The sequence below is a fragment of the Streptococcus caprae genome (genome assembly GCF_042649745.1).
Taxonomy (GTDB): domain Bacteria; phylum Bacillota; class Bacilli; order Lactobacillales; family Streptococcaceae; genus Streptococcus; species Streptococcus caprae.
In genome coordinates this window covers 14560-37109 of record NZ_JBHRZV010000002.1, presented here as the reverse complement: position 1 = coordinate 37109, position 22550 = coordinate 14560, and the positions used below count along the sequence as shown (strand labels likewise).

The 22550-nt window shown below is 44.4% G+C and carries 18 protein-coding genes, 1 tRNA gene and 1 pseudogene; all 20 read left to right on the top strand.

Annotation, left to right across the window (positions count from 1 at the left end; all coding sequences use genetic code 11):
* Window positions 1–2: 2 nt before the first annotated feature.
* The 20 genes and pseudogenes from glgB (at window position 3) to ACFORF_RS00215 (ending at window position 22415) form a co-directional block, all read left to right on the top strand.
* A complete protein-coding gene (glgB, locus tag ACFORF_RS00310; protein WP_380424191.1) occupies window positions 3–1883 on the top strand; it encodes a 1,4-alpha-glucan branching protein GlgB in 1881 nt (626 codons plus the stop codon).
* Window positions 1884–1972: 89 nt separating this feature from the next.
* Window positions 1973–3112, top strand: coding sequence for a glucose-1-phosphate adenylyltransferase (locus ACFORF_RS00305; protein WP_380424189.1), 1140 nt, complete (start codon window positions 1973–1975; stop codon window positions 3110–3112).
* A complete protein-coding gene (glgD, locus tag ACFORF_RS00300; protein WP_380424187.1) occupies window positions 3102–4235 on the top strand; it encodes a glucose-1-phosphate adenylyltransferase subunit GlgD in 1134 nt (377 codons plus the stop codon). The genes ACFORF_RS00305 and glgD overlap by 11 nt, the downstream gene beginning before the upstream one ends.
* Window positions 4232–5662 carry a glycogen synthase GlgA gene (gene glgA, locus ACFORF_RS00295; RefSeq protein ID WP_380424185.1) on the top strand — a complete coding sequence of 477 codons (1431 nt, stop codon included), beginning with the start codon at window positions 4232–4234 and terminating at the stop codon, window positions 5660–5662. The genes glgD and glgA overlap by 4 nt, the downstream gene beginning before the upstream one ends.
* A 75-nt stretch (window positions 5663–5737) precedes the next feature.
* A complete protein-coding gene (locus ACFORF_RS00290) occupies window positions 5738–8143 on the top strand; it encodes a glycogen/starch/alpha-glucan phosphorylase (protein ID WP_380424183.1) in 2406 nt (801 codons plus the stop codon).
* 858 nt (window positions 8144–9001) lie between these two features.
* Window positions 9002–9202, top strand: coding sequence for a F0F1 ATP synthase subunit C (locus tag ACFORF_RS00285; RefSeq protein WP_380424181.1), 201 nt, complete (start codon window positions 9002–9004; stop codon window positions 9200–9202).
* A gap of 30 nt (window positions 9203–9232) precedes the next feature.
* Window positions 9233–9946 carry a F0F1 ATP synthase subunit A gene (gene atpB / locus ACFORF_RS00280; RefSeq protein WP_380424179.1) on the top strand — a complete coding sequence of 238 codons (714 nt, stop codon included), beginning with the start codon at window positions 9233–9235 and terminating at the stop codon, window positions 9944–9946.
* A gap of 21 nt (window positions 9947–9967) precedes the next feature.
* Complete coding sequence (gene atpF / locus ACFORF_RS00275; RefSeq protein WP_380424177.1) at window positions 9968–10468, top strand: F0F1 ATP synthase subunit B; 501 nt, start codon at window positions 9968–9970, stop codon at window positions 10466–10468.
* Window positions 10469–11002, top strand: coding sequence for a F0F1 ATP synthase subunit delta (locus ACFORF_RS00270; RefSeq protein ID WP_380424175.1), 534 nt, complete (start codon window positions 10469–10471; stop codon window positions 11000–11002). It abuts the gene before it with no gap.
* Between the two features lie 24 nt (window positions 11003–11026).
* The gene (gene atpA / locus ACFORF_RS00265; RefSeq protein WP_380424173.1) at window positions 11027–12532 is read left to right on the top strand and encodes a F0F1 ATP synthase subunit alpha; all 1506 of its coding nucleotides are present in this window, start codon (window positions 11027–11029) and stop codon (window positions 12530–12532) included.
* 9 nt (window positions 12533–12541) lie between these two features.
* Complete coding sequence (locus ACFORF_RS00260) at window positions 12542–13423, top strand: F0F1 ATP synthase subunit gamma (protein ID WP_380424171.1); 882 nt, start codon at window positions 12542–12544, stop codon at window positions 13421–13423.
* A gap of 113 nt (window positions 13424–13536) precedes the next feature.
* Entirely contained in the window at window positions 13537–14946 is a 1410-nt protein-coding gene (gene atpD / locus ACFORF_RS00255; protein ID WP_380424169.1) for a F0F1 ATP synthase subunit beta, read from the top strand.
* 10 nt (window positions 14947–14956) lie between these two features.
* Window positions 14957–15376 carry a F0F1 ATP synthase subunit epsilon gene (locus tag ACFORF_RS00250; RefSeq protein WP_380424167.1) on the top strand — a complete coding sequence of 140 codons (420 nt, stop codon included), beginning with the start codon at window positions 14957–14959 and terminating at the stop codon, window positions 15374–15376.
* Window positions 15377–15433: 57 nt separating this feature from the next.
* Window positions 15434–16216 (top strand): alpha/beta hydrolase, encoded by a 783-nt coding sequence (locus ACFORF_RS00245; protein WP_380424165.1) that lies wholly within the window; start codon window positions 15434–15436, stop codon window positions 16214–16216.
* A 54-nt stretch (window positions 16217–16270) separates the two neighbouring features.
* Window positions 16271–18187 carry a ribosomal protection-like ABC-F family protein gene (gene abc-f / locus ACFORF_RS00240; RefSeq protein WP_380424163.1) on the top strand — a complete coding sequence of 639 codons (1917 nt, stop codon included), beginning with the start codon at window positions 16271–16273 and terminating at the stop codon, window positions 18185–18187.
* An 18-nt stretch (window positions 18188–18205) separates the two neighbouring features.
* Window positions 18206–19051 carry a hypothetical protein gene (locus ACFORF_RS00235; RefSeq protein WP_380424161.1) on the top strand — a complete coding sequence of 282 codons (846 nt, stop codon included), beginning with the start codon at window positions 18206–18208 and terminating at the stop codon, window positions 19049–19051.
* Between the two features lie 78 nt (window positions 19052–19129).
* A pseudogene (locus ACFORF_RS00230) lies at window positions 19130–19993 on the top strand (Rgg family transcriptional regulator).
* 76 nt (window positions 19994–20069) lie between these two features.
* Window positions 20070–21239, top strand: a complete 1170-nt coding sequence (locus ACFORF_RS00225; protein ID WP_380424159.1) for an MFS transporter — start codon at window positions 20070–20072, stop codon at window positions 21237–21239.
* 397 nt (window positions 21240–21636) lie between these two features.
* Window positions 21637–21709, top strand: a tRNA-Ala gene (locus ACFORF_RS00220).
* Between the two features lie 73 nt (window positions 21710–21782).
* Window positions 21783–22415, top strand: coding sequence for a DUF3862 domain-containing protein (locus tag ACFORF_RS00215; protein ID WP_380424157.1), 633 nt, complete (start codon window positions 21783–21785; stop codon window positions 22413–22415).
* The last annotated feature ends 135 nt before the right edge of the window (window positions 22416–22550 follow it).

Below are 22550 nucleotides of genomic sequence, written 5' to 3'. Positions count from 1 at the left end.
CGATGGGAGAACAAGAAGCTCTGAGAACCTTCGGCACCGGTGAAAATTTTCATGTCAAGGATTATTTGGGCTCGCACGCAGTCGTCAGAGATGGTGAAGAAGGCTTTGTCTTCCGTGTTTGGGCACCTAATGCCCAGGCCGTTCAGGTGATTGGGGATTTCACGGATTGGAAGGAAAGGCCACTTGAACTGATCAGAAATGAGGGTGGTGTCTGGGAAGGATTTTCAACACTTCCTCAAGAAGGAAATCTGTACAAGTATTTGGTTACCCGGGCTTCGGGGCATCAGGTGGAAAAAATTGATCCCTTTGCAAGCTACCATGAGGCAAGACCTGGCACAGCAACCTTTATCCGTAAAGAGCAGGAACGCAAGTGGAAAGATGGTCTCTGGATGGGCCGACGCAAGCGCTTCGGATTTAAACAGCGACCAGTCAATATTTATGAGGTTCATGCTAACTCTTGGAAAAACAAACCTGATGGCCAGCCCATGACCTTCAAGGAACTCACAGAGGAACTCATTCCATATCTGGTGGAGATGAATTACACCCATGTTGAGTTTATGCCTCTTATGGCCCATCCTTTGGGGATGTCCTGGGGCTATCAGCTCATGAGTTATTTCGCCTTTGAACACACTTACGGGACACCAGAAGATTTTCAGGAATTTGTTGAAGCTTGCCACTTGAATAATATCGGCGTTTTGGTCGATTGGGTTCCAGGACATTTCACCCAAAATGATGATGCCCTTGCCTATTACGATGGGACACCGACTTTTGAATACGAGGATCATGATCGAGCCCATAATTATCGTTGGGGAGCTTTAAACTTTGATATAGGGAAGAACCAAGTCCAGTCCTTCCTCATTTCTAGCGCCCTCTACTGGATAGAACATTTTCACATTGACGGAATCCGTGTGGATGCAGTCAGCAACATGCTCTATCTTGATTATGATGATGGACCATGGAAACCGAACAAGGATGGCGGCAATCGCAACTATGAAGGTTATTATTTCCTCCAGAAACTCAATGCAGTGGTAAAAAAATTCCATCCGGACGTCATGATGATTGCGGAGGAGTCAACTGCTGCAACACCAATTACCCAGTCCATTGCTGATGGTGGCCTTGGTTTTGACTACAAGTGGAACATGGGCTGGATGAATGACATCCTCAAATTCTACGAGTCAGACCCTATTTACCGTCAGTATGACTTTAATCTGGTGACCTTTAGCTTTATGTACGCCTTCAATGAAAATTTTGTCCTACCATTTTCACATGATGAAGTCGTCCACGGCAAGAAGAGTCTCATGCATAAGATGTGGGGTGATCGCTACAATCAGTTTGCGGGACTTCGTAATCTCTATACCTACCAAATTTGTCACCCTGGTAAGAAATTACTCTTCATGGGATCTGAGTATGGACAATTTTTGGAGTGGAAATTCAACCACGAGTTGGAATGGTCCAATTTAGAGGACCAGATGAATGCCAAGATGCGTCATTTCACAGCAGATCTGAATCAGTTTTACAAGGACCATAAGGCCCTCTGGCAGATTGATGACAGCTATGCCGGTATCGAAATTATCGATGCAGATAATAAGGCCGAGTCAGTCCTCTCCTTCATCCGACAGAATGACAAGGGAGAGTTCCTCGTCTGTGTCTTTAATATGGTACCTGTCGAGCGAAAAAACTTTACCATTGGACTTCCTCAAGCCGGTATTTATGAAGAAATTTTGAATACTGAGCTGGAAGTCTACGGGGGTGTCTGGAAGGAAACAAATCCCCAAACCCGCACCCAGCCTGGTAAGTGGAAGGACTACGACCACACGCTCAGTTTCACCCTCCCTGCTCTCGGGGCCAGTGTTTGGAAAATCAAACGTCGCTTGAAAAAGTAAAACCGATTGAGTTTTATTGAGCGATTTGCCTTGCTCTCGAGAACATTAACTTAGCTCATGATTAAAATTAAGAAAAAAGGAACAAACTTATGAAAAATGAGATGTTAGCCCTTATCTTGGCTGGTGGTCAAGGAACCCGTCTTGGGAAATTGACCCAGTCCATCGCAAAACCTGCTGTCCAGTTCGGCGGTCGTTATCGCATTATCGATTTTGCCCTCTCAAACTGTGCTAATTCAGGGATTAACAATGTCGGTGTCATTACCCAGTACCAACCCCTAGCCCTCAATAGCCATATCGGTAATGGTTCTAGCTGGGGCCTGGATGGCATCAATAGCGGAGCGACAATTTTGCAACCCTATTCTGCAACAGAAGGGAACCGTTGGTTCCAAGGTACCAGCCATGCTATCTATCAAAACATTGATTACATCGACAGTATCGACCCTGAGTATGTCTTGATCTTGTCTGGGGACCACATTTACAAGATGGATTATGACGACATGCTTCAAACCCACAAGGACAATATGGCGTCCTTAACAGTTGCTGTTATCGATGTGCCGCTTAAGGAAGCGAGTCGTTTCGGGATTATGAATACTGACAGCAACGACCGTATCGTTGAGTTTGAAGAAAAACCAGCTAATCCAAAATCCACCAAAGCCTCTATGGGTATTTATATCTTCAACTGGGCTCGCTTGCGGAAGATGTTGGTCGATGCTGAGAAAAACGGCATTGACATGTCTGACTTCGGTCAAAATGTTATCCCAACCTATCTTGAAACAGGTGAACCTGTTTATACCTATAATTTTGCAGGTTACTGGAAAGACGTAGGTACCATTGAATCTCTATGGGAATCAAACATGGAATATATCGGTGAGGACAATGAACTCCATAGCCGTGACCGTTCTTGGAAAATTTATTCCCGTAACCATATTGCACCACCAAACTTTATCACAAAATCAGCTAGTGTTACGGACTCTCTCGTTGTCGATGGCTGTTTTGTAGCTGGTAAGGTTGAACATTCCATCTTGTCTACTAACGTACAGGTTAAAGAAGGTGCTGAAATCAAGGACTCCTTTATCATGAGCGGAGCTGTGATTGGCGAAGGGGCTAAGATTACTCGCGCTATTATTGGCGAAGGGGCTAAGATTGGAGATGGTGTTGTAATTGATGGTACTGAGGAAGTACAAGTTATTGGCTATAATGAAGTAGTGGGGGTTCCAAATGAAGATTGATAAATATTCTGCCATTCTTGGTAATGCGATTGGCTTTGCAGAGATGGAAGGTCTAACGGCTAACCGTCCCTTGGCAAGCCTACCTTTTGATGGCAAGTACCGTCTGATTGACTTTCAGTTGTCTAACTTGGCCAATGCTGGTGTACGTAGTGTTTATGGGATTTTCCGTGGACAAAATATCCGCTCTATCTTTGATCATATTCGTTCTGGTCGCGAGTGGGGCCTAAACACGCTTTTGAGTCACTATTTCCTTGGTTTCTATGATTCTGCAACAGATTCAACTTTGTCAGATGCGGATTACTATGAGCAAATTTTGACCTACCTCCGTCGGGCTGGCTCTGACCAAACTATCTATATGTCATGTGACGTCCTATGCAATATTGACTTGCAACAGGTGATTCATCTCCATAATGCCAATAAACGTAACATCACAGTTGTCTATAAAAAATTGCCTGTAAGTAGTATCTCAGGCGACAATGACATCTTAGATGTGGACGAGACTGATTCTGTAGTTGGCAGTCGCAAGGTTGATTCATCAAGTGAAACTGAGAAGATGTCTGCGGGTATCTATGTGGTTAACACACCATGGTTGATCGAGCAGATGGAAAAAGAAGCCCAGAAAGAACAACCTAAGAAGCTCCGCTATTTGCTCCGTGACCTTATCGTTGAGGACCATGGGCTTGCCTTTGAATACACAGGTTACCTTTGCAATATCCACTCCGTTAAATCTTACTTTGACGCAAATATGGATATGTTGGATCCTGCTAAGTTCTATTCTTTGCTGTATTCTAACCAAAAGGTCTATACCAAGGTTAAAAATGAGGAATCAACCTACTTTGACCCAAGTTCAGTCGTTAATGATTCTCAGTTTGCATCTGGTTCTATTATCAAGGGAAATGTAGAACATTCCATCGTTTCTCGGTCATGCCGTGTTGAGACAGGAGCAAAACTGAGCCATACGGTAGTCTTTCCTAAGGTAACCATTGGTGAGGGAGCAACTGTTGAGTATGCCATCATCGACAAGGGTGCTAAAATCCCAGCAGGTGTAACGATTAAGGGAACTGCTGAGCAACCGCTGGTTATCTCAAAAGGACAAGAAATTACTGGAGATATTATCGCATGAAAATCTTATTTGTAGCAGCAGAAGGGGCTCCTTTTGCGAAAACAGGTGGTTTGGGGGATGTCATCGGGGCTCTCCCCAAATCCCTGGTCAAGCACGGTCACGAGGTTGCGGTTGTTCTTCCTTATTATGACACGATTGCTGCTAAATTCGGTGACCAGGTCGAGGATGTTTGTTATTACTACACTAATGTGGGCTGGCGTCACCAGTATGTAGGTGTTAAGCGAATTATTCGTGAGGGCGTGACCTTCTATTTCCTAGATAATCAGCAATATTTCTACCGCGGTCGAGTTTACGGAGAATGGGATGATGGCGAACGCTTTGCTTTCTTCCAGCTAGCAGCCCTAGAAATGATGGAAAAGGTTGACTTTATTCCAGAAGTTCTTCATGTCCATGACTATCATACGGCTATGATTCCTTTCTTGCTAAGGGAAAAATATCACTGGATTGAGACCTATCGTGGTATCAGGACAGTCTTTACCATCCATAATATTGAGTTCCAAGGTCAGTTTGATCCTGGTATGTTAGGGGACCTCTTTGGAGTTGGCGGTGAACGCTATGCTGATGGGACCTTACGTTGGAATGATTGTCTCAACTGGATGAAGGCAGCTGTCCTCTACTCAGACCGTGTGACCACTGTTTCCCCATCCTACGCCTATGAGATTATGACTCCTGAATTTGGGAAGGGGCTTGATCCAGTTATGCGTATGGAAGCAGGAAAACTTTCTGGTATTGTAAATGGAATTGATACGGCTGAGTTGGATCCTGAAACAGATTCACTGATTCCCCACCATTTTTCTGTCACTGATTTATCTGGTAAGGCTGCCAATAAGGTTGCTCTGCAGGAAAGACTTGGTTTACCAGTTCGTTCAGAAGTCCCTGTAATTGGGGTCGTCTCACGTTTGACAGATCAAAAGGGCTTTGATTTGGTCGTGCAGGAACTTAATAATATCCTGCAGTTCGACCTTCAGATTGTGCTTTTGGGAACGGGTTATGCAGCCTATGAAGAAGCCTTCTCTTGGTTTGCATCAGCTTATCCAGATAAGTTGTCTGCTAACATTACCTTTGACTTGCAGTTGGCCCAGCAAATTTATGCCGCCTGTGACCTCTTTCTCATGCCATCAGCCTTTGAACCTTGTGGTCTCTCTCAGATGATGGCCATGCGCTATGGAACCTTGCCTTTGGTCCACGAAGTTGGAGGTCTTAAGGACACCGTTCAGGCTTACAATCAATTTGATGGTTCTGGTACTGGCTTTAGTTTCAATGAGTTCTCCGGATTCTGGTTGACTAAAACGCTTGAGACTGCCTTAGATTTATATTATAATCAGCCTCAAGCTTGGAAAAAGCTTCAAGAAAATGCCATGACTTGTGATTTTTCTTGGGATACAGCCAGTCAAGCTTATCTTGACTTGTACCGTTACCTTACATAAAAACACCAAGGTTATGTCGACTTTTTAGCCGGGGTAACCTTTTTAGCAGAATAATGTCATTAAGAAAGGACAATCATGACTTTAGAAAACTTAACCAAAGAGCAGTTTATCCGTGATTTTAAGGATACCTTGCATGAGGAACAGTTGATTAAGGTTCCTGCAGCAACACCTGCGGAACTGTTTACAACCTTGGCCAAGGTTATCCGAAAATATTACACGGACTCTTGGTTGGAGCGCAACCGCAAACTTTCAGAAGAACAGCAAAAGATTGCTTATTATTTTTCCATCGAATTCCTACCAGGCCGTATGTTAGAAACCAACTTGCTCAACCTCGGAATCCTTGATCTTGTCAAGGCTGGTTTTGCTGATTTAGACGTTGATTTTGAGGCTGTAAAAAATGCAGAGCACGATATGGCACTTGGAAACGGAGGCCTTGGTCGTCTGGCGGCAGCCTTCATGGATTCATTGGCGACAACTGGTTATCCAGGGTTTGGGAATGGTCTACGATACAAGTATGGTCTCTTCAAGCAGCGGATTGTTGACGGTTATCAAGTAGAATTGCCAGACTCTTGGTTTGGTTCAATCGGTAACGTCTGGGAAGTCCGTAAGGACCATGATGTTGTTGATATTAAACTCTTCGGGGATGTTTACTTGGCCATTGATGAAAATGGCAAATTCAGCCCTGTATATAAGGACGCTCAGGTGCTTCGCGCAGTTCCTTATGATGTTCCACAAATTGGTTTTGAAAATGGGAATATCAACAACCTCCGTCTTTGGGATGTTGAAATTCCAGAAGAGTACGAGTTAAACTATCCAACCCTAGCTGATCGTCGCGCTGTCCAAGACATTACAGCCATCCTTTATCCAGATGACTCTAATTATGAAGGAAAGCAGTTGCGATTGGTTCAAGAATATTTCATGACGTCAGCAGGTTTGCAGACCATCATCAAGTCTTACCTCAAGCAAGGTTTGCCACTTGAAAACATTCATGAGAAAGTCTCTGTCCATATCAATGATACTCACCCAGCTGTAGCACCTGCTGAATTCATGCGCCTCTTGGTTGATGAATATGGTTTGGAATGGGATGCAGCTTGGAGCACGACCGTTCAGACCATGAGTTACACCAACCACACCATTTTGTCTGAAGCTCTCGAAAAATGGGATGCGGGTCTCTTCAAGAAAGTTCTGCCTCGGGTTTACCAAATTATTCTTGAAATTGATAACCGCTTTGTTGCAGGTTTGGCTCAAGAAGGTCGAGACGCTGACCTCATTGAACGGACTCGTATCGTGAAAAATGGTCAAATCCATATGGCTAACCTAGCTATTATTGGTGGTCATTCTGTCAATGGCGTAGCTAAACTCCATACGGAATTACTCAAAGAAGATACCCTTCATGATTTCTACGTGCTTTATCCTGAGAAATTCAACAACAAGACGAATGGTATCGTCCAACGTCGTTGGACTCAAATTGCGGCTCCAGAATTGTCTGCAGCTATTGATGAAACCATCGGTAAGGAATGGCGCAAGGACATTCATCAGCTCAAGAAACTGGAAGCTTTTGCCGATGATGATGCTGTTCTTGCTAATTTCTACCAAGTTAAGCAAGAAGCTAAGGCTCGCTTAGCTAAATATATCTTGGAAACAACTGGAGTAGAAGTATCTACAGATGCTATCTTCGATGTCCAGGTCAAACGCCTCCACGCCTATAAACGTCAGTTACTCAATGTCCTCCACATCATCAAACTGTATTGGGATTTGAAGGACAACCCTGACAAGGATATGGTTCCTCGTGTTTTCATCTTTGGTGCCAAGGCAGCACCTGGTTACCACTTTGCCAAGTCTGTTATCAAATTAATCAATGAACTTGCGAATTTGATTAACAATGATGCGAGCCTCCAAAGCAAACTCAAGGTTGTCTTCCTTGAAAACTACAATGTTAGCCTGGCAGAGTTGATTGTGCCAGCAGCCAATGTGTCAGAACAAATTTCTACCGCATCAAAAGAAGCTTCTGGAACCTCAAATATGAAATTCATGATGACTGGTGCCATTACCCTAGCGACCTTGGATGGAGCTAATATTGAAATTAAGGACGAATGCGGTGATGACAATATTGTTATCTTTGGCTTGACCAAGGATGAGGTTTACGACCACTATGCCAAACACGACTATTACTCACGTGGTGTTTATGAAAACAATCCTGTTCTCAAGCGTGTGGTGGATACCTTCATCAATGGTACCATTCCAAATAGTCAGAGCGAAGGGTCTGAAATCTATGATGCTTTGATTACGCAAAATGACGAGTACTTCCTCTTGGCAGACTTTGATGCTTATGTGTCAGCACAAGAACGAATCGACAGCCTCTATCGTGACCAAAGAACCTGGTCTCGAATGAGTCTCATGAACATTGCAACTTCAGGCAAGTTCACTTCTGATGATACCATCACGGAATACGCAGAAGAAATCTGGAATTTGAAGAAATAGAATACCAAACAGGTTGATCATAAAGTTCAACCTCGCTATCTAGAGTTCATTTTAACATTCTAACGCAATGGTTGGGAGCCTTTCTGCTAGTTTGGCCAACTTAGAAAGTCCCCTGCACAGTTCATTAGGTGCTTTAGCACCAATGAACCACTACTGAATGAACTCTGATAGGCTGATGTTGTTAGCTTATAGAACCTTAACGAATGACGCAAACCTAGTTTGCGTTTTTTTCAACCTCAAACAGTCCACCAGACTGTTGCTCACTTTCGATTTTATAGGCTCGCACCTTTGACAGTCTCTCCCCAGACTGTCAAAGCCATGCGATGGTGGGAGTTCAAAAGGTCCGGGGGACCTTTTGAAGTTGGAAATAGAGCTGACGACGTCATTGTCAGAACGGTCCGAGGGACCTTTTGAAGTTGGAAATAGAGCTGACGACGTCATTGTCAGAACGGTCCGGGGGACCTTTTGAAGTTGGAAATAGAGCTGACGACGTCATTGTCAGAACGGTCCGGGGGACCTTTTGAAGTTGGAAATGAATCTGACGACGTCATTGTCAGAACGGTCCGGGGGACCTTTTGAAGTTGGAAATAGAGCTGACGACGTCAGTGTCAAAACGGTCTGGGAAGAGACCGTTTCAGCCTGAGCTCATAAACCCAGAAGCGAAGTCATCGAACTCTTATTCTCTTTTAGGAGTTCTTTCCCCTCTCTTTTCTTTTACACTTAAATATGAAAATAGGTTTCTGAAAATGGTCAAGAATGGTTCAACAAAATCACTTCAAAATCTCCCTTAAACCTTTGACATTGCGGAAAAATAGGACTATAATAGCTTGGTAAAAAATTTTAAAGGAGTCATTCATAATGAGTTTAGGTATTTTGGCACTTGGTATTGCCTGTCTTGGTGTAGCAATTGGGGAAGGTTTTATGATTGCGAATATGATGCAAGCAGCAGCCCGTCAACCTGAGATTTTAGGTAAGTTGCAACCCTTGATGTTCCTCGGTATTGCCTTCATGGAAGGGACGTTCTTCGTTACGCTTGCCATGGCAATGGTTCTTAAGTAAGTCGACAATTGATGGAAAGGGGGGAGATAGATGGAAGAACATGCTAATCCAGCAATCACCATTGGCCCTGTAACCTTTGATTTAACCATACTTGCCATGTCTACCTTGGCGGTTCTTGTCGTTTTTGGTTTTGTATTTTGGACGAGTCGTCAGATGAAGCTCAAGCCAACAGGGAAACAAAATGTTCTAGAGTATGTCTTTGACTTTATTTATGGTGTTGCTCGAGATAATCTTGGTGAGCACTATGCTAAACAATACATGCCGTTTTTGTTTACCATGTTTGGTTTGGTGTTAGTGGCGAATAACCTTGGGTTGATTACCCATCTGCAGAATCACGAGGGTGGCCTCTTATGGACATCGCCTACAGCTAACATGGCTTATTGTTTTGCCCTATCTTTGATTGTTGCGGTGTTCTGTCATTTCGAAGGGTTGAAGGAAAAAGGCCTTAAAGGTTACTTGCATAACTTCCTGCAACCGATGAAGTTGATGCTTCCGATGAACCTCTTGGAAGAGGTGACCAATGTGGTTTCCTTGGCCTTGCGTTTGTACGGTAATATCTATGCAGGTGAAATCGTGATTGGACTCTTGCTCAAGCTAGCTTTTGTTGATTGGTTCTGGACACCAATTTCATTTGTATTGTTGCTTGTTTGGCTTGCTTTTTCAGTCTTTATTTCCAGCCTACAAGCCTACGTCTTCACCCTTTTATCAGCCATGTATATTGGCAAAAAGGTTAATGGACACTAAGATTAGAAGAGGAAAAAAACTATGTTTACAACAGTATTAGCAAGTACACATTTGGGCAATTTTATTATTGCAACCGCTGCTTTTCTGGTCCTGTTTCTTCTTATTCGTCTCTTTGCTTGGAAAAATATCACAGGAATCTTTGACCAACGGGCTCAAAAAATTGCTCACGAGTTAGATCAAACTGAGAAAGCCTTGCAGAGTGCTGAGATATTTGCCAATCAACGAGAAACTGAGTTGAAGGGTGTCAAGGCAGAGGCTGACAAGATTATCGAGGGGGCAACCCTAGTCGGTGCGGATAACAAGAAGGCAATCATTAAGGCCGCTCATCAAGAAGCTGCTGAAATTAAAGAACGGGCTCGTCTCGATGCTGACAAGGCGCGTGAAGACGCGATTGAAAGTGTTCAAAAAGATGTGGCTCAAATGGCTGTTGATTTGGCGGAAAAAATCCTCAAAGAGGAATTGACACCAGAACGTAAGGTAGCCTTGATTGACCAGTATCTGGATCGTTTGGGAGACAAGTAGATGAATGCAAAAGATGTGACCTTGGTCAAAAAACAAGCCCATGCTTTGGTAACATCTGCCTTGGAGAAGGAACAGACTTGGCCTGTTTATGAAGAAGTGGATGCTCTTGTGAAAATTTTTAAAGAGACCAATCTCCAAGATGTGTTGACCTCAGATTTAATTCCAAAGTCTGAGAAGATAGCCTATGTGCGTAAGCTCAGACAATCTGAATTTCACGATTTGAATCAGCTGATGGAAGTATTTATTTCCGAAGACAAGTTGCCCCTGTTGTTGCCTGTTTTTGAAGAAGTGTTGCTTGAAATCAGTCAGACAACGCATGTTTTTAATATTGAATTGACGACAGCCGTTCCCTTTAGCCTTGAGCAGAAGGAGCGGTTGCGTGAGTTTGTTGAGGGCCGCTTTGCCATTCAAACCCGTGAAATTATTGAGACGATTGATGAGACACTTATTGCTGGTTTTGTCGTATCGGTGAATAACCAGATCATCGACACCAGTATCCGTCATCAGTTACAGGAATTGAAAAACAAACTCTAAGAAATAATAGAAAGTGGTGTTCTTTTGGCTATTAATGCACAAGAAATTAGCGCCTTATTAAGACAGCAAATAGACAATTTTCAACCTGACTTTGATTTTGTGGAGACAGGGATTGTAACCTACGTTGGGGACGGGATCGCCCGTGCTAAAGGCCTCGGCCATGCAATGAGTGGGGAATTGTTGGTCTTTGAAAATGGGTCATTTGGGATGGCCCAAAACTTGGAAACCAATGATATCGGGATTATCATCCTCGGAGATTTTCAATCTATTCGGGAGGGTTCCGTTGTTAAACGTACTGGTAAAATCATGGAAGTTCCTGTCGGGGACGCCTTGATTGGTCGTGTCGTGAACCCACTTGGTCAACCAGTGGATGGTTTGGGAGAAATCAAAACTGCCCGTACGCGTCCTATCGAAACACCAGCACCTGGTGTCATGCAACGGAAATCAGTTTCTGAACCTATGCAGACAGGTCTCAAGGCGATCGACGCCTTGGTACCAATTGGGCGTGGTCAACGGGAGTTGATTATCGGTGACCGTCAGACAGGGAAAACGTCTGTCGCCATCGATGCCATCCTTAACCAAAAAGGTCAGGATATGATCTGTATCTATGTAGCCATTGGTCAAAAGGAATCGACAGTTCGTACTCAGGTTGAAACTCTGAAAAAATACGGAGCTATGGAGTATACCATCGTTGTAACGGCTTCGGCCTCACAACCATCACCATTGCTCTTTATTGCACCATATGCAGGTGTTGCTATGGCTGAGGAGTTCATGTATCAAGGTAAACACGTTCTGATTGTTTACGATGATTTGTCTAAACAAGCGGTAGCCTATCGTGAATTGTCCCTCTTGCTTCGTCGTCCTCCAGGACGTGAGGCCTATCCAGGAGATGTTTTCTATCTGCATAGCCGTCTTTTGGAACGTTCAGCTAAGGTTTCTGATGATTTGGGTGGTGGTTCAATCACTGCTCTGCCATTTATCGAAACACAAGCAGGGGATATCTCAGCCTACATTGCAACCAACGTTATTTCCATTACCGATGGTCAGATTTTCTTGCAAGAAAGTCTCTTTAACTCAGGGATTCGTCCAGCCATTGATGCGGGTTCTTCCGTATCACGGGTCGGTGGTTCTGCTCAGATTAAGGCCATGAAGAAGGTAGCAGGAACCTTACGTTTGGATCTAGCTTCTTATCGTGAGTTGGAGGCCTTTACTCAGTTCGGTAGTGATTTGGATGCGGCTACACAAGCTAAACTTAACCGTGGTCGTCGGACTATTGAGGTGCTTAAGCAACCTCTTCACAAACCATTGCCGGTTGAGAAGCAAGTTGTGATTCTCTATGCCCTAACCCATGGTTTCTTGGATAGTGTACCTGTGGAAGATGTGCTCCAGTTTGAGGAGTCTCTCTATGCTTATATCGATCTCCATCACGCCCACATTTTTGAAACGATTCGGACGACCAAGGATCTGCCTGAAGAAGCAGTTCTTGATGAGGCCATTACTGCCTTTAAAGTCCAAACATCATTCCAATAGGAGGCTGGTATGGCAGGATCACTAAGTGAAATTAAATCTCGGATTACTTCTACAGAGAAGACCAGTAAAATTACCAGTGCCATGTATATGGTATCATCCAGTAAGCTGATTAAGTCAGAACAGGGCTCAAAGGAATTTCAGACCTATGCAGCAAAGATTCGTCAGATTACGACCGATTTGTTGCATTCAGAGTTGGTTAATGGGTCTGATAACCCTATGCTGGCCTCTCGTCCTGTCAAAAAAACAGGCTACATCGTCATCACTTCTGATAAGGGATTGGTCGGCGGTTACAATGCTAAGATTCTTAAAGCTATGATGGATTTGATTGCTGAATACCATGACAGTCCTGAAGAGTATGGAATCATTGCTATTGGATCGACAGGGGCTGATTTTTTCAAGGCCCGTAAGATGCCGGTTATGTTTGAATTACGTGGTCTTGCAGACCATCCAACCTTTGAACAGGTTGGTCGGATTATTTCTCAATCTGTTGAAATGTATAAGACTGAAATTTATGATGAACTTTACGTCTGTTACAACCACCATGTCAATTCCATTACCAGCCAGGTTCGTGTGCAGCAAATGCTTCCGATTACGGACTTGGATGCTGAAGAAGTAACAGACCGTGAGGTTGGCTTAACCTTTGAGTTGGAGCCAAATCGGAAAGCAATTTTGGATCAGCTCTTGCCCCAATTTGCGGAAAGTATGATTTTTGGTGCCTTGGTCGATGCTAAAACAGCAGAGCATGCAGCAGGGATGACGGCTATGCAGACTGCGACAGACAATGCTAAGAAAATCATTTCGGATTTGACTATCCAGTACAACCGCGCGCGTCAAGCCGCGATTACGCAAGAAATTACTGAAATTGTCGGTGGTGCTAACGCCCTAGATTAGGCTTAGTCTCTGACAAATCCCCCCTCAAAGAGCATGAGGAGGGGACATTAGCCTTAATAATCTGGTGAGAAGCCAGTCAACAAGGCTCATTCTATCTTATAGAGGAGAGTTACATGAGCTCAGGCAAAATTACTCAGGTTGTTGGACCAGTCGTGGACGTCATGTTCACCGACGGGGCCCAACTTCCAGAGATCAATAATGCATTGGTCGTCTATAAAAATGGCGACAAAAACCAAAAAATCGTCTTGGAAGTAGCACTTGAACTGGGGAACGATGTTGTCCGGACTATCGCTATGGAATCCACAGACGGATTAACTCGTGGCATGGAAGTTTTGGACACTGGTCGTCCAATCTCTGTACCAGTTGGTAAGGAAACCTTGGGGCGTGTCTTCAACGTATTGGGAGATACGATTGACCTTGAAGCACCATTCCCAGAAAATGTTGAACGCCATCCGATTCATAAAAAAGCTCCGTCTTTTGATGAATTATCAACGTCATCAGAAATCCTTGAAACAGGGATTAAGGTTATCGACCTTTTAGCTCCCTATCTCAAGGGTGGTAAAGTTGGACTCTTTGGAGGTGCCGGGGTTGGGAAAACCGTTCTTATCCAAGAACTCATTCACAACATCGCCCAAGAACACGGTGGAATTTCTGTATTTACCGGTGTTGGGGAGAGGACTCGTGAAGGGAATGACCTCTACTGGGAAATGAAAGAGTCTGGCGTTATCGAAAAGACCGCTATGGTCTTTGGTCAGATGAATGAGCCACCAGGAGCCCGGATGCGGGTTGCCCTGACTGGTTTGACTATTGCGGAATACTTCCGTGATGTGGAAGGTCAAGACGTGCTTCTCTTTATTGACAATATTTTCCGTTTCACTCAGGCGGGTTCAGAAGTGTCTGCCCTTCTTGGTCGGATGCCATCTGCGGTTGGTTACCAACCTACATTGGCAACGGAAATGGGTCAACTTCAAGAACGGATTACGTCTACCAAGAAAGGTTCGGTTACCTCTATTCAGGCTATCTATGTGCCTGCAGATGACTATACGGATCCAGCTCCAGCGACAGCCTTTGCCCACTTGGATTCTACAACCAATCTGGAACGTCGTTTGACCCAGATGGGGATTTACCCAGCGGTTGATCCATTGGCTTCTTCTTCACGTGCCTTGTCTCCAGAGATTGTTGGTCAAGAGCATTATGAAGTGGCAACAGCAGTGCAACACATTTTACAACGTTACCGCGAATTGCAAGATATTATTGCGATTCTTGGTATGGATGAATTGTCTGAAGATGAGAAGGTCCTGGTTGGGCGCGCTCGTCGAATCCAATTCTTCCTATCTCAAAACTTCAACGTTGCTGAGCAATTTACCGGACAACCAGGTTCATACGTTCCTGTCAATGAAACGGTTAAAGGCTTCAAGGAAATTCTCGATGGTAAACATGATAAATTGCCAGAAGATGCCTTCCGTAACGTCGGTGGTATTGAGGATGTGGTAGCTAAAGCAAAAGCAATGGGCTACGCTTAAGGAGGTCATTATGACTGATGCGTTAACAGTTCAAGTCGTCACACCTAATGGCATTAAGTATGACCACCATGCCGCCTTTGTAGCAGCTCGCACCAAGGCAGGTGAAATGGGAATCCTGCCAGGGCACGTCAATGTTATTGTCCCCCTTGAAGTAGACGAGTTGAAGATTCGTCGTGTAGATGATGAAAACCACGTGGATTGGGTGGCCGTGAACGGTGGCATTCTAGAGTTGAAAAATGATGTTCTCATAATCGTTGCGGACTCAGCAGAACGGGAACGGGACATCGATGTTTCACGGGCAGAACGGGCTCGTATACGGGCAGAACGGGCGCTTGAAGAAGCAGAGAAGGTCTATGATATTGATGAAGTGAGACGAGCTAAAGTTGCCTTACAACGTGCTCTTAATCGAATCAATGTGTCGCAACACTGATACACAATCTATAAAAAGCAACCTTCGCGGTTATTTTTTGCAATAAAGGAGAAATTTATGGCTATCATGCATATTGAATACAATTCAGAAGCCCTCAATCAGTACCGTCAGGTTACAGTTCTCTATCCTGATGCCAGCCACGTGACAGAGCAGGAAGCCGTTGATACCGATATTCCCGTTCTGTATCTCTTACATGGGATGAATGGAAATGAAAACTCTTGGACAGGAAGAACTAACTTGGAACGCTTGGTCCGCTATACCAACCTCATTGTTGTCATGCCAAATTGTGACAATGGCTGGTATACCAATACCGCATCTGGCCTAAACTATTTTGATGCGATTGCGATTGAGTTACCACAGGTTATCCGTCGCTTTTTCCCAAACATGACGACCAAGCGGGAGAAGACCTTTATTGCTGGTTTGTCCATGGGTGGTTATGGGGCCTTTAAAATTGCTTTGGAAACCAATCAGTTTTCCTGGGCAGGGTCCTTTTCTGGGGCTCTGGTTGAAGAAGAGGAGTTCATGGACTTGATTTTAGATGACCAGACCTATTGGAAAGGTATTTTTGGGGAATTGGACCCTGGTAACCTTAAACAGCATTATCTTACCACAAGTGCTCAAAAATTTGATGGTCAGACCCAATTCTATGCCTGGTGTGGTGAGGGGGATTTTCTCTATAATGCCAGTCTCCACGCCGTTGAAAAATTGAGAGCAGCAGAATTGGACTTGACGTTCACCTCCAGTCCAGGAACCCACGAGTGGTACTACTGGGAAAAGCAAATCGAAGTCTTTTTAGAAATGCTGCCGATTGAATACAAGAAAGAAGAGCGTTTATCTTAAGTGAGATTACGGCAGAATCAGGGTTTTCCCTGATTTTTTTGCTATAATAAACCTATGATTATTCTAAGTGCTAACAAGATTGAGCGCTCCTTTGCGGGCGATGTATTATTTGACAATATTGACATTCAGGTCGATGAGCGAGACCGAATTGCCCTAGTTGGGCGCAATGGTGCCGGAAAGTCCACTTTGCTCAAAATTTTGGTGGGAGAAGAAGCGTCGACTTCAGGGACTATCAATACTAAGCGGGACCTCAGCCTGTCCTATCTGGCTCAGGACAGCCGCTTTACCTCGACCAATACCATCTACGCTGAGATGCTCCATGTCTTTGACGACCTGCGCAAGGATGAGTCCCGTTTGCGGTCTATGGAGGGGCAAATGGCAGAGCTGACAGGAGAGGATCTGGACCGTCTCATGACGGACTATGATCGTCTATCTGAGGATTTTCGTCAGCGGGGAGGTTTCACCTACGAGAGTGATATTCGAGCTATTTTGAACGGTTTTCAGTTTGACCAGACCATGTGGGAGACTCCCATTGCTGAATTGTCTGGTGGGCAAAATACCCGCCTGGCCCTGGCCAAAATGCTGCTTGAAAAACCAGAGCTCCTGGTTCTGGACGAGCCGACCAACCACTTGGACATTGAGACGATTGCTTGGCTGGAAAACTACCTAGTCAATTACCAGGGGGCCCTCATCATCGTCAGCCACGACCGCTATTTCCTAGACAAGGTAGCCACGATTACATTGGACCTCAATCCCCACAGCCTGGACCGTTACGTGGGCAATTACTCTAGCTTTATGGACCAGAAGGCTCAAAAGTTGGAGACTGAAGCCAAAAATTATGAAAAGCAGGCCAAGGAAATTGCTAAGCTAGAAGACTTTGTCCAACGCAACATCGTCCGTGCCTCAACGACCAAGCGGGCCCAGGCCAGACGCAAGCAACTGGAGAAGATGGAGCGCCTGGACAAGCCGACTGCTGGGCAAAAATCTGCCAACATGACCTTTCAGGCCAACAAGGTTTCAGGCAATGTCGTCTTGACTGTGACGGACGCAGCCATCGGCTATGACAATGAAGTTTTGGCCCAGCCTATTGACCTTGATGTCAAAAAGCTGGATGCCATTGCCATTGTGGGGCCAAACGGGATCGGTAAGACCACCTTTATCAAGTCGGTGGTGGGCAAGATTCCCTTTATTGCAGGGACACCGACCTACGGTGCCAATGTAGAGGTCGGTTACTATGACCAGACCCAGTCAGCCTTGACTCGTACCAATACCGTTCTTGACGAGCTTTGGAATGCCTTTCCGACCACTCCTGAAGTGGAGATTCGCAACCGCCTAGGAGCCTTTCTCTTTTCAGGAGATGACGTCAAAAAATCCGTAGCCATGCTGTCAGGTGGGGAAAAAGCCCGCCTGCTCCTGGCCAAGCTCTCCATGGAAAACAACAACTTCCTCATTCTGGATGAGCCGACCAACCACCTGGATATCGACAGCAAGGAAGTCCTGGAGAACGCCCTGATTGACTTTGATGGGACCCTGCTCTTTGTCAGCCACGACCGGTATTTCATCAACCGCGTCGCGACCAAGGTCTTGGAGATTTCCCCAGAGGGAAGCACGCTCTACTTGGGCGACTACGATTATTACGTGGAGAAAAAGGCAGAGCAGGAAGCCTTGAAGGCGGCTGAAGCAGGCACACAGCCTGACCAGCTAGAAGCACCATCAGCTGGTGCAAGCGATTACCAGTCCCAGAAGGCCAACCAAAAAGAACTCCGCAAACTCACCCGGCGCATCGAGCAGATTGAAGCAGAGCTGGAAACTTTGGAAGCCCGCCAAGCCGACATCCACCAAGCCATGACCATCACCAATGACATCGGCCAGCTCACAGACCTCCAAACCGAGCTAGACCAACTGGACGAGCAGCAGATGACGCTCATGGAAGAATGGGAAATGTTGAGTGAGCAGGTAGAACTGCAATGAATGCTTAAGGAGAGAGATATGTGGGAAGAACTGACAAGACAAAACTACCAATATTATCTCCCGCTCGCCTATGAGTGGTCTCAAAAGATAGAACAAACCGCATTTCCACTTTTTTGCGATGGCGTAAAAACGAGGGATGATTTTTATCGCTGGGCTCAAGAAGGCATAGAGAGAGAAAATGAGCATCTATTGATTTACAAAATAGGCAATCAGCCCATCGCGTGGATTCATTACTTTGTTTTACAAGATGAAAAACAGTTGGGATTGTGTACGTTTTTCATCATTAAATCCGTTGCAACTGTTATGAGTGATTTAATGCAACTGTTTCAACAATTTTATTGTCAATACAAACTAATCTTCTATGTTCCTCACCAAAATTATCATCTATGTACTGTACTTGACCAGATTGGGCAAAAGATAGATAAGCAATATGTGGATATTGCGCACCTAGATAACTTGACTGCACAGGATTCTATTGAGACGGTTCAATTAGTAACCTCTGAAAATAGAACGCAATTGAACGATCTTTTAGCGAAGATAGAGTATGGAAATCATATTGCAGAACGATTGCTCACTGAGCCTCATATTTGGGATGTCTTTATTTATTTAAGCAATCATCAACCAATAGCGATTCTCTATGCTAGTCATAAAAATCCAATTATACATGAAATATTTGGGATTGTAACGATAAAAAAAGTGACAGAGGGAGTTATTGCTGACTTGGTGAGAGCGAGTCTCTCCCATAGTCGGTCAAATGAAGCACGTTTTCTATACTTTTTTACAGATGATAAAGAGCATGCGATTGTATCTCAGCTTGGATTTAAGATGCTAACAAAAGCGATTTGCTACCAAATCCTATTTTGAAATCTAGAAAAAAGAAAGAATAAAAGATGACACTCATGGAAGAGTGGGAAAGGTTGAGTAGTGAGTTGGAGGGATAAGATGACTGATTATGGTGCGATTTTTCGAGAGTTCAGGCAAAATCGCCAGCTCAGTTTGCAGGAAGTTGCCGGTGGGGAGTTGTCTGTCGCATAGCTGTCACGATTTGAATGTGGCAAGTCCGACTTATCCCTTACCAAGTTTTTACAGGCTCTTGAGCGGCTCAATATCACCACAGACCAATTTATGGACAGGGTCAACCATTACCAACGAGTTGAGCAGATTGCCCTCATGTCGCAGATGGCTAAGTACCATTACCAAAAGGACATCACAGGGTTGAGCCATATGGCAGAGACAGAACAGGCAAAACTCGCTGAACATCCAGATAATCGCAGGGCCCTACTCAATGACATTTTATTTCGTGGGATGATAGCAGAGCTGGATGAGAACAAACCGTTGACGTCTGAGGATTTGGCAGTGATTTCGGACCATCTGTTCTGTACCGAACGTTGGGATATTGATGAGTTGATTTTGGTGGGGAACCTCTATCGTTTTTATGAGACCGACCTCATGTGTCGGATGATTGATGCTGTTGTTGAGCGTCAGCATTTTTACAAAGACATCGCGACGCATAAAAATCTGGTAGAAGTCACTTTGCTAAATGTCATGGAAACCCTAGTAGAGAGAGGCGAGCTGGAGAGGGCTAGTCACTATGACAAGCTTGTTCAGCCCCTCATTACCAATGAACGCAAGGCCTATCACCGTCTAATTTACCTCTATGTCAAGGGCTTTCTCAAGCAAGCTCAAGGGGATGAGACAGGGATTTCTGACATGGCACATGCCATTCAGGCCTTCGAATGGATTGGGGCAAGGCACCATGTTCAGACCTATCGTGACCACTATGACCGCTTTGTGAACAATTTTTGATTTACAGATATGCAAAAAATATAGACCTCCTTTGGATTTAGGCTAGAATAGTCTCTATCACAAAGGAGGTCTTTTTATGAATCAGAATAGTCGAAAACTCATCTGTAGCCGTGCCATCAACAAGGTGGGTAATGTTCTTTATGACTACGGTAACAGTGTTTGGATTGCTTCGATGGGAGCCGTTGGTCAGCAGTTCTTGGGGGCCTATCAGCTGGTCGAGCAACTGGTTTCCATTATCCTCAATCCTTTTGGTGGGGCTATTGCTGACCGCTTTAGACGGCGTCAGATTTTGCTGGTGACGGATGCGGTTTGTGCGCTTGTCTGTTTTTTAGTGGCCCTGATTTCTAATGACAAACTCATGCTATATGCCCTCTTGATGGTCAATGGGGTCTTGGCTTTGTCGTCCTCATTTTCCAGCCCAGCCAACAAATCCTTTATCACCGCGGTTGTGCCTAAGGAGGAGTTGGTTGATTACAATGCGACGCTGGAGGTGGTTTTGAAAATCATCAGCGTATCAGCTCCGCTATTATCCTTCCTATTGGTTAAAACAGCCAGTCTGCAACTTACCTTATTCTTTGATGGCATTAGCTTTGCTTTGTCATTTCTGCTGGTCTGGTTGATTCGAGTTGAGGAGCAATTACCAGCAGTAAGGACCTTTCAATGGCGCAAAATCCTAGCTGATATTTGGGAAGGAGCAGTTTTTATCGGGCGAGAGAAGGATATTTTCTTTTTGCTGATGGTGGCATCTGGTGTCAATATCTTCATTGCAGGGCTTAATTACCTGTTACCGTTTACGGATAGCCTTTATCAGCAGCCTGGTAGCTACGCGACCATTTTGAGCATGGGTGCAGGAGGAGCGATTTGTGGTGCCCTCGTCTCTCGTAAGGTCCCTTCCACGGTGATGAGCCTTCTCATCAGTCTTGCCCTTAGTGGTTTAGGGATTGTTGTCTTGGGCTTGCCCCTGCCACTACTGGTTTGCCAGGCGGGAAATTTTCTCTTTGAGTTTTTCTTGACCATTTTTAATATTCATTTCTTTAGTCAAGTGCAGTCGCGAGTGCCTAATGCCTACCTCGGGCGGGTGTTCAGCAGCATCTTTACCCTCGCCATTCTCTTGATGCCTTTAGGGACCATTATCATGACGGTTTTGCCTCATTCGGTTACATGGCAGAGCTTTATCGTGATTGGCGTTGGTATGGCGATTTTTGCTCTGGGGAGTTTGGTGTATGCACGACATTCTCTCAAATAATCACTTTGAACAGTTCCTTAGCGAAACGGCTAAGGCTCACGACAAGCGCATGAAAGAATTTTAGCAAGAAAATAAAGCTTTCTGTATTTCAACGTTCAGGAATTTCACAATAATACTTTTATATTTTCTAATTTCTCTATAGGAAAACCGTTGTAATTGCCTACTTCAAACTGTACCATAGTTCGGAAATAGCTGTTTCATGAGTTTGGCGTGGGCTAAGGCTGTTCTTATCTTGACAGCGCTACAATTTTTAGATAAAATAGAGTAGCTGAGGGTCTTAAACCTTGTGTGAGCTTTGTCGAAACTAGCGCAGCTAGTGCACGACAGGGACCAGCGACACTACAAACAATTTTTGAGCGATGAGCTGTACTGTAAAATACACTTGTCGTTCCTTTACGGGGCCTTAGCTCAGCTGGGAGAGCGTTTGGCTGGCAGCCAAAAGGTCAGGGGTTCGATCCCCCTAGGTTCCATCAATGAGCATAATGCTCTTTTTTTGAAGAAAAATTGACTTCTCTATGATACGGAATGGATTGCAAAATTAGAATGAAGAAGTTTACAACTACATTATTATTACTGTTTAGTTTGAGCCTTGTTGGTTGTTCGTCAACGAAGGAAGAAGTTACAACTACAGAGGCTTCGGTTAAAGAAACAGCTAACGATTTTAAGGCGGCCCATGAGGAATTGCGTCTAGCTTTTAATCAAGTTCAGCTTGGTCAGGAGGCAAATGAATTTGCTGGTGGAAGTAGTTTGAGTCAATTAGAGGGTCTCTTCGGAACTCCTAATAAACATGAGACACTTAAGGCTGGTGATGTTGATTTAGATGCCTATACTTGGACGGCAGATTCGGTAACCATTTCAGCTCAATTGTATAAAGATAGTGCAGTAGCGGCCTCCATTTCGAATTTTGCCTTTAATCGCCAACCAAGCATTAGCTTAGAGAAGTATCAAGGGCTGAGTCAAGGTATGACCTATACGCAGGTAACTGATAAATTAGGTGAACCGGATGTTGTATCTAAGTCAGTCTCAACAGGACGTCAGGATATCCAAGCAATCTGGGTATCGGGTTTATATACCAATTCAGGAGGAAAAATTGAACTGACTTTCGAGCAAAATGGATTGACTACGATGACTCAGGTTGGATTGATTTCTAATGAAGCTGTCACGACAACAAAATAATATTGAAAAATTTAACTACTAAAAAAGAATCGCTTAACTCATTTGAAGTTTGCGGTTCTTTTTTAGTAAGATGATAGCGAGCTCTGGAGTTGTGGGAAATAAAAAAAACTTTATCAAATAAGGCTTTTCGAAGAT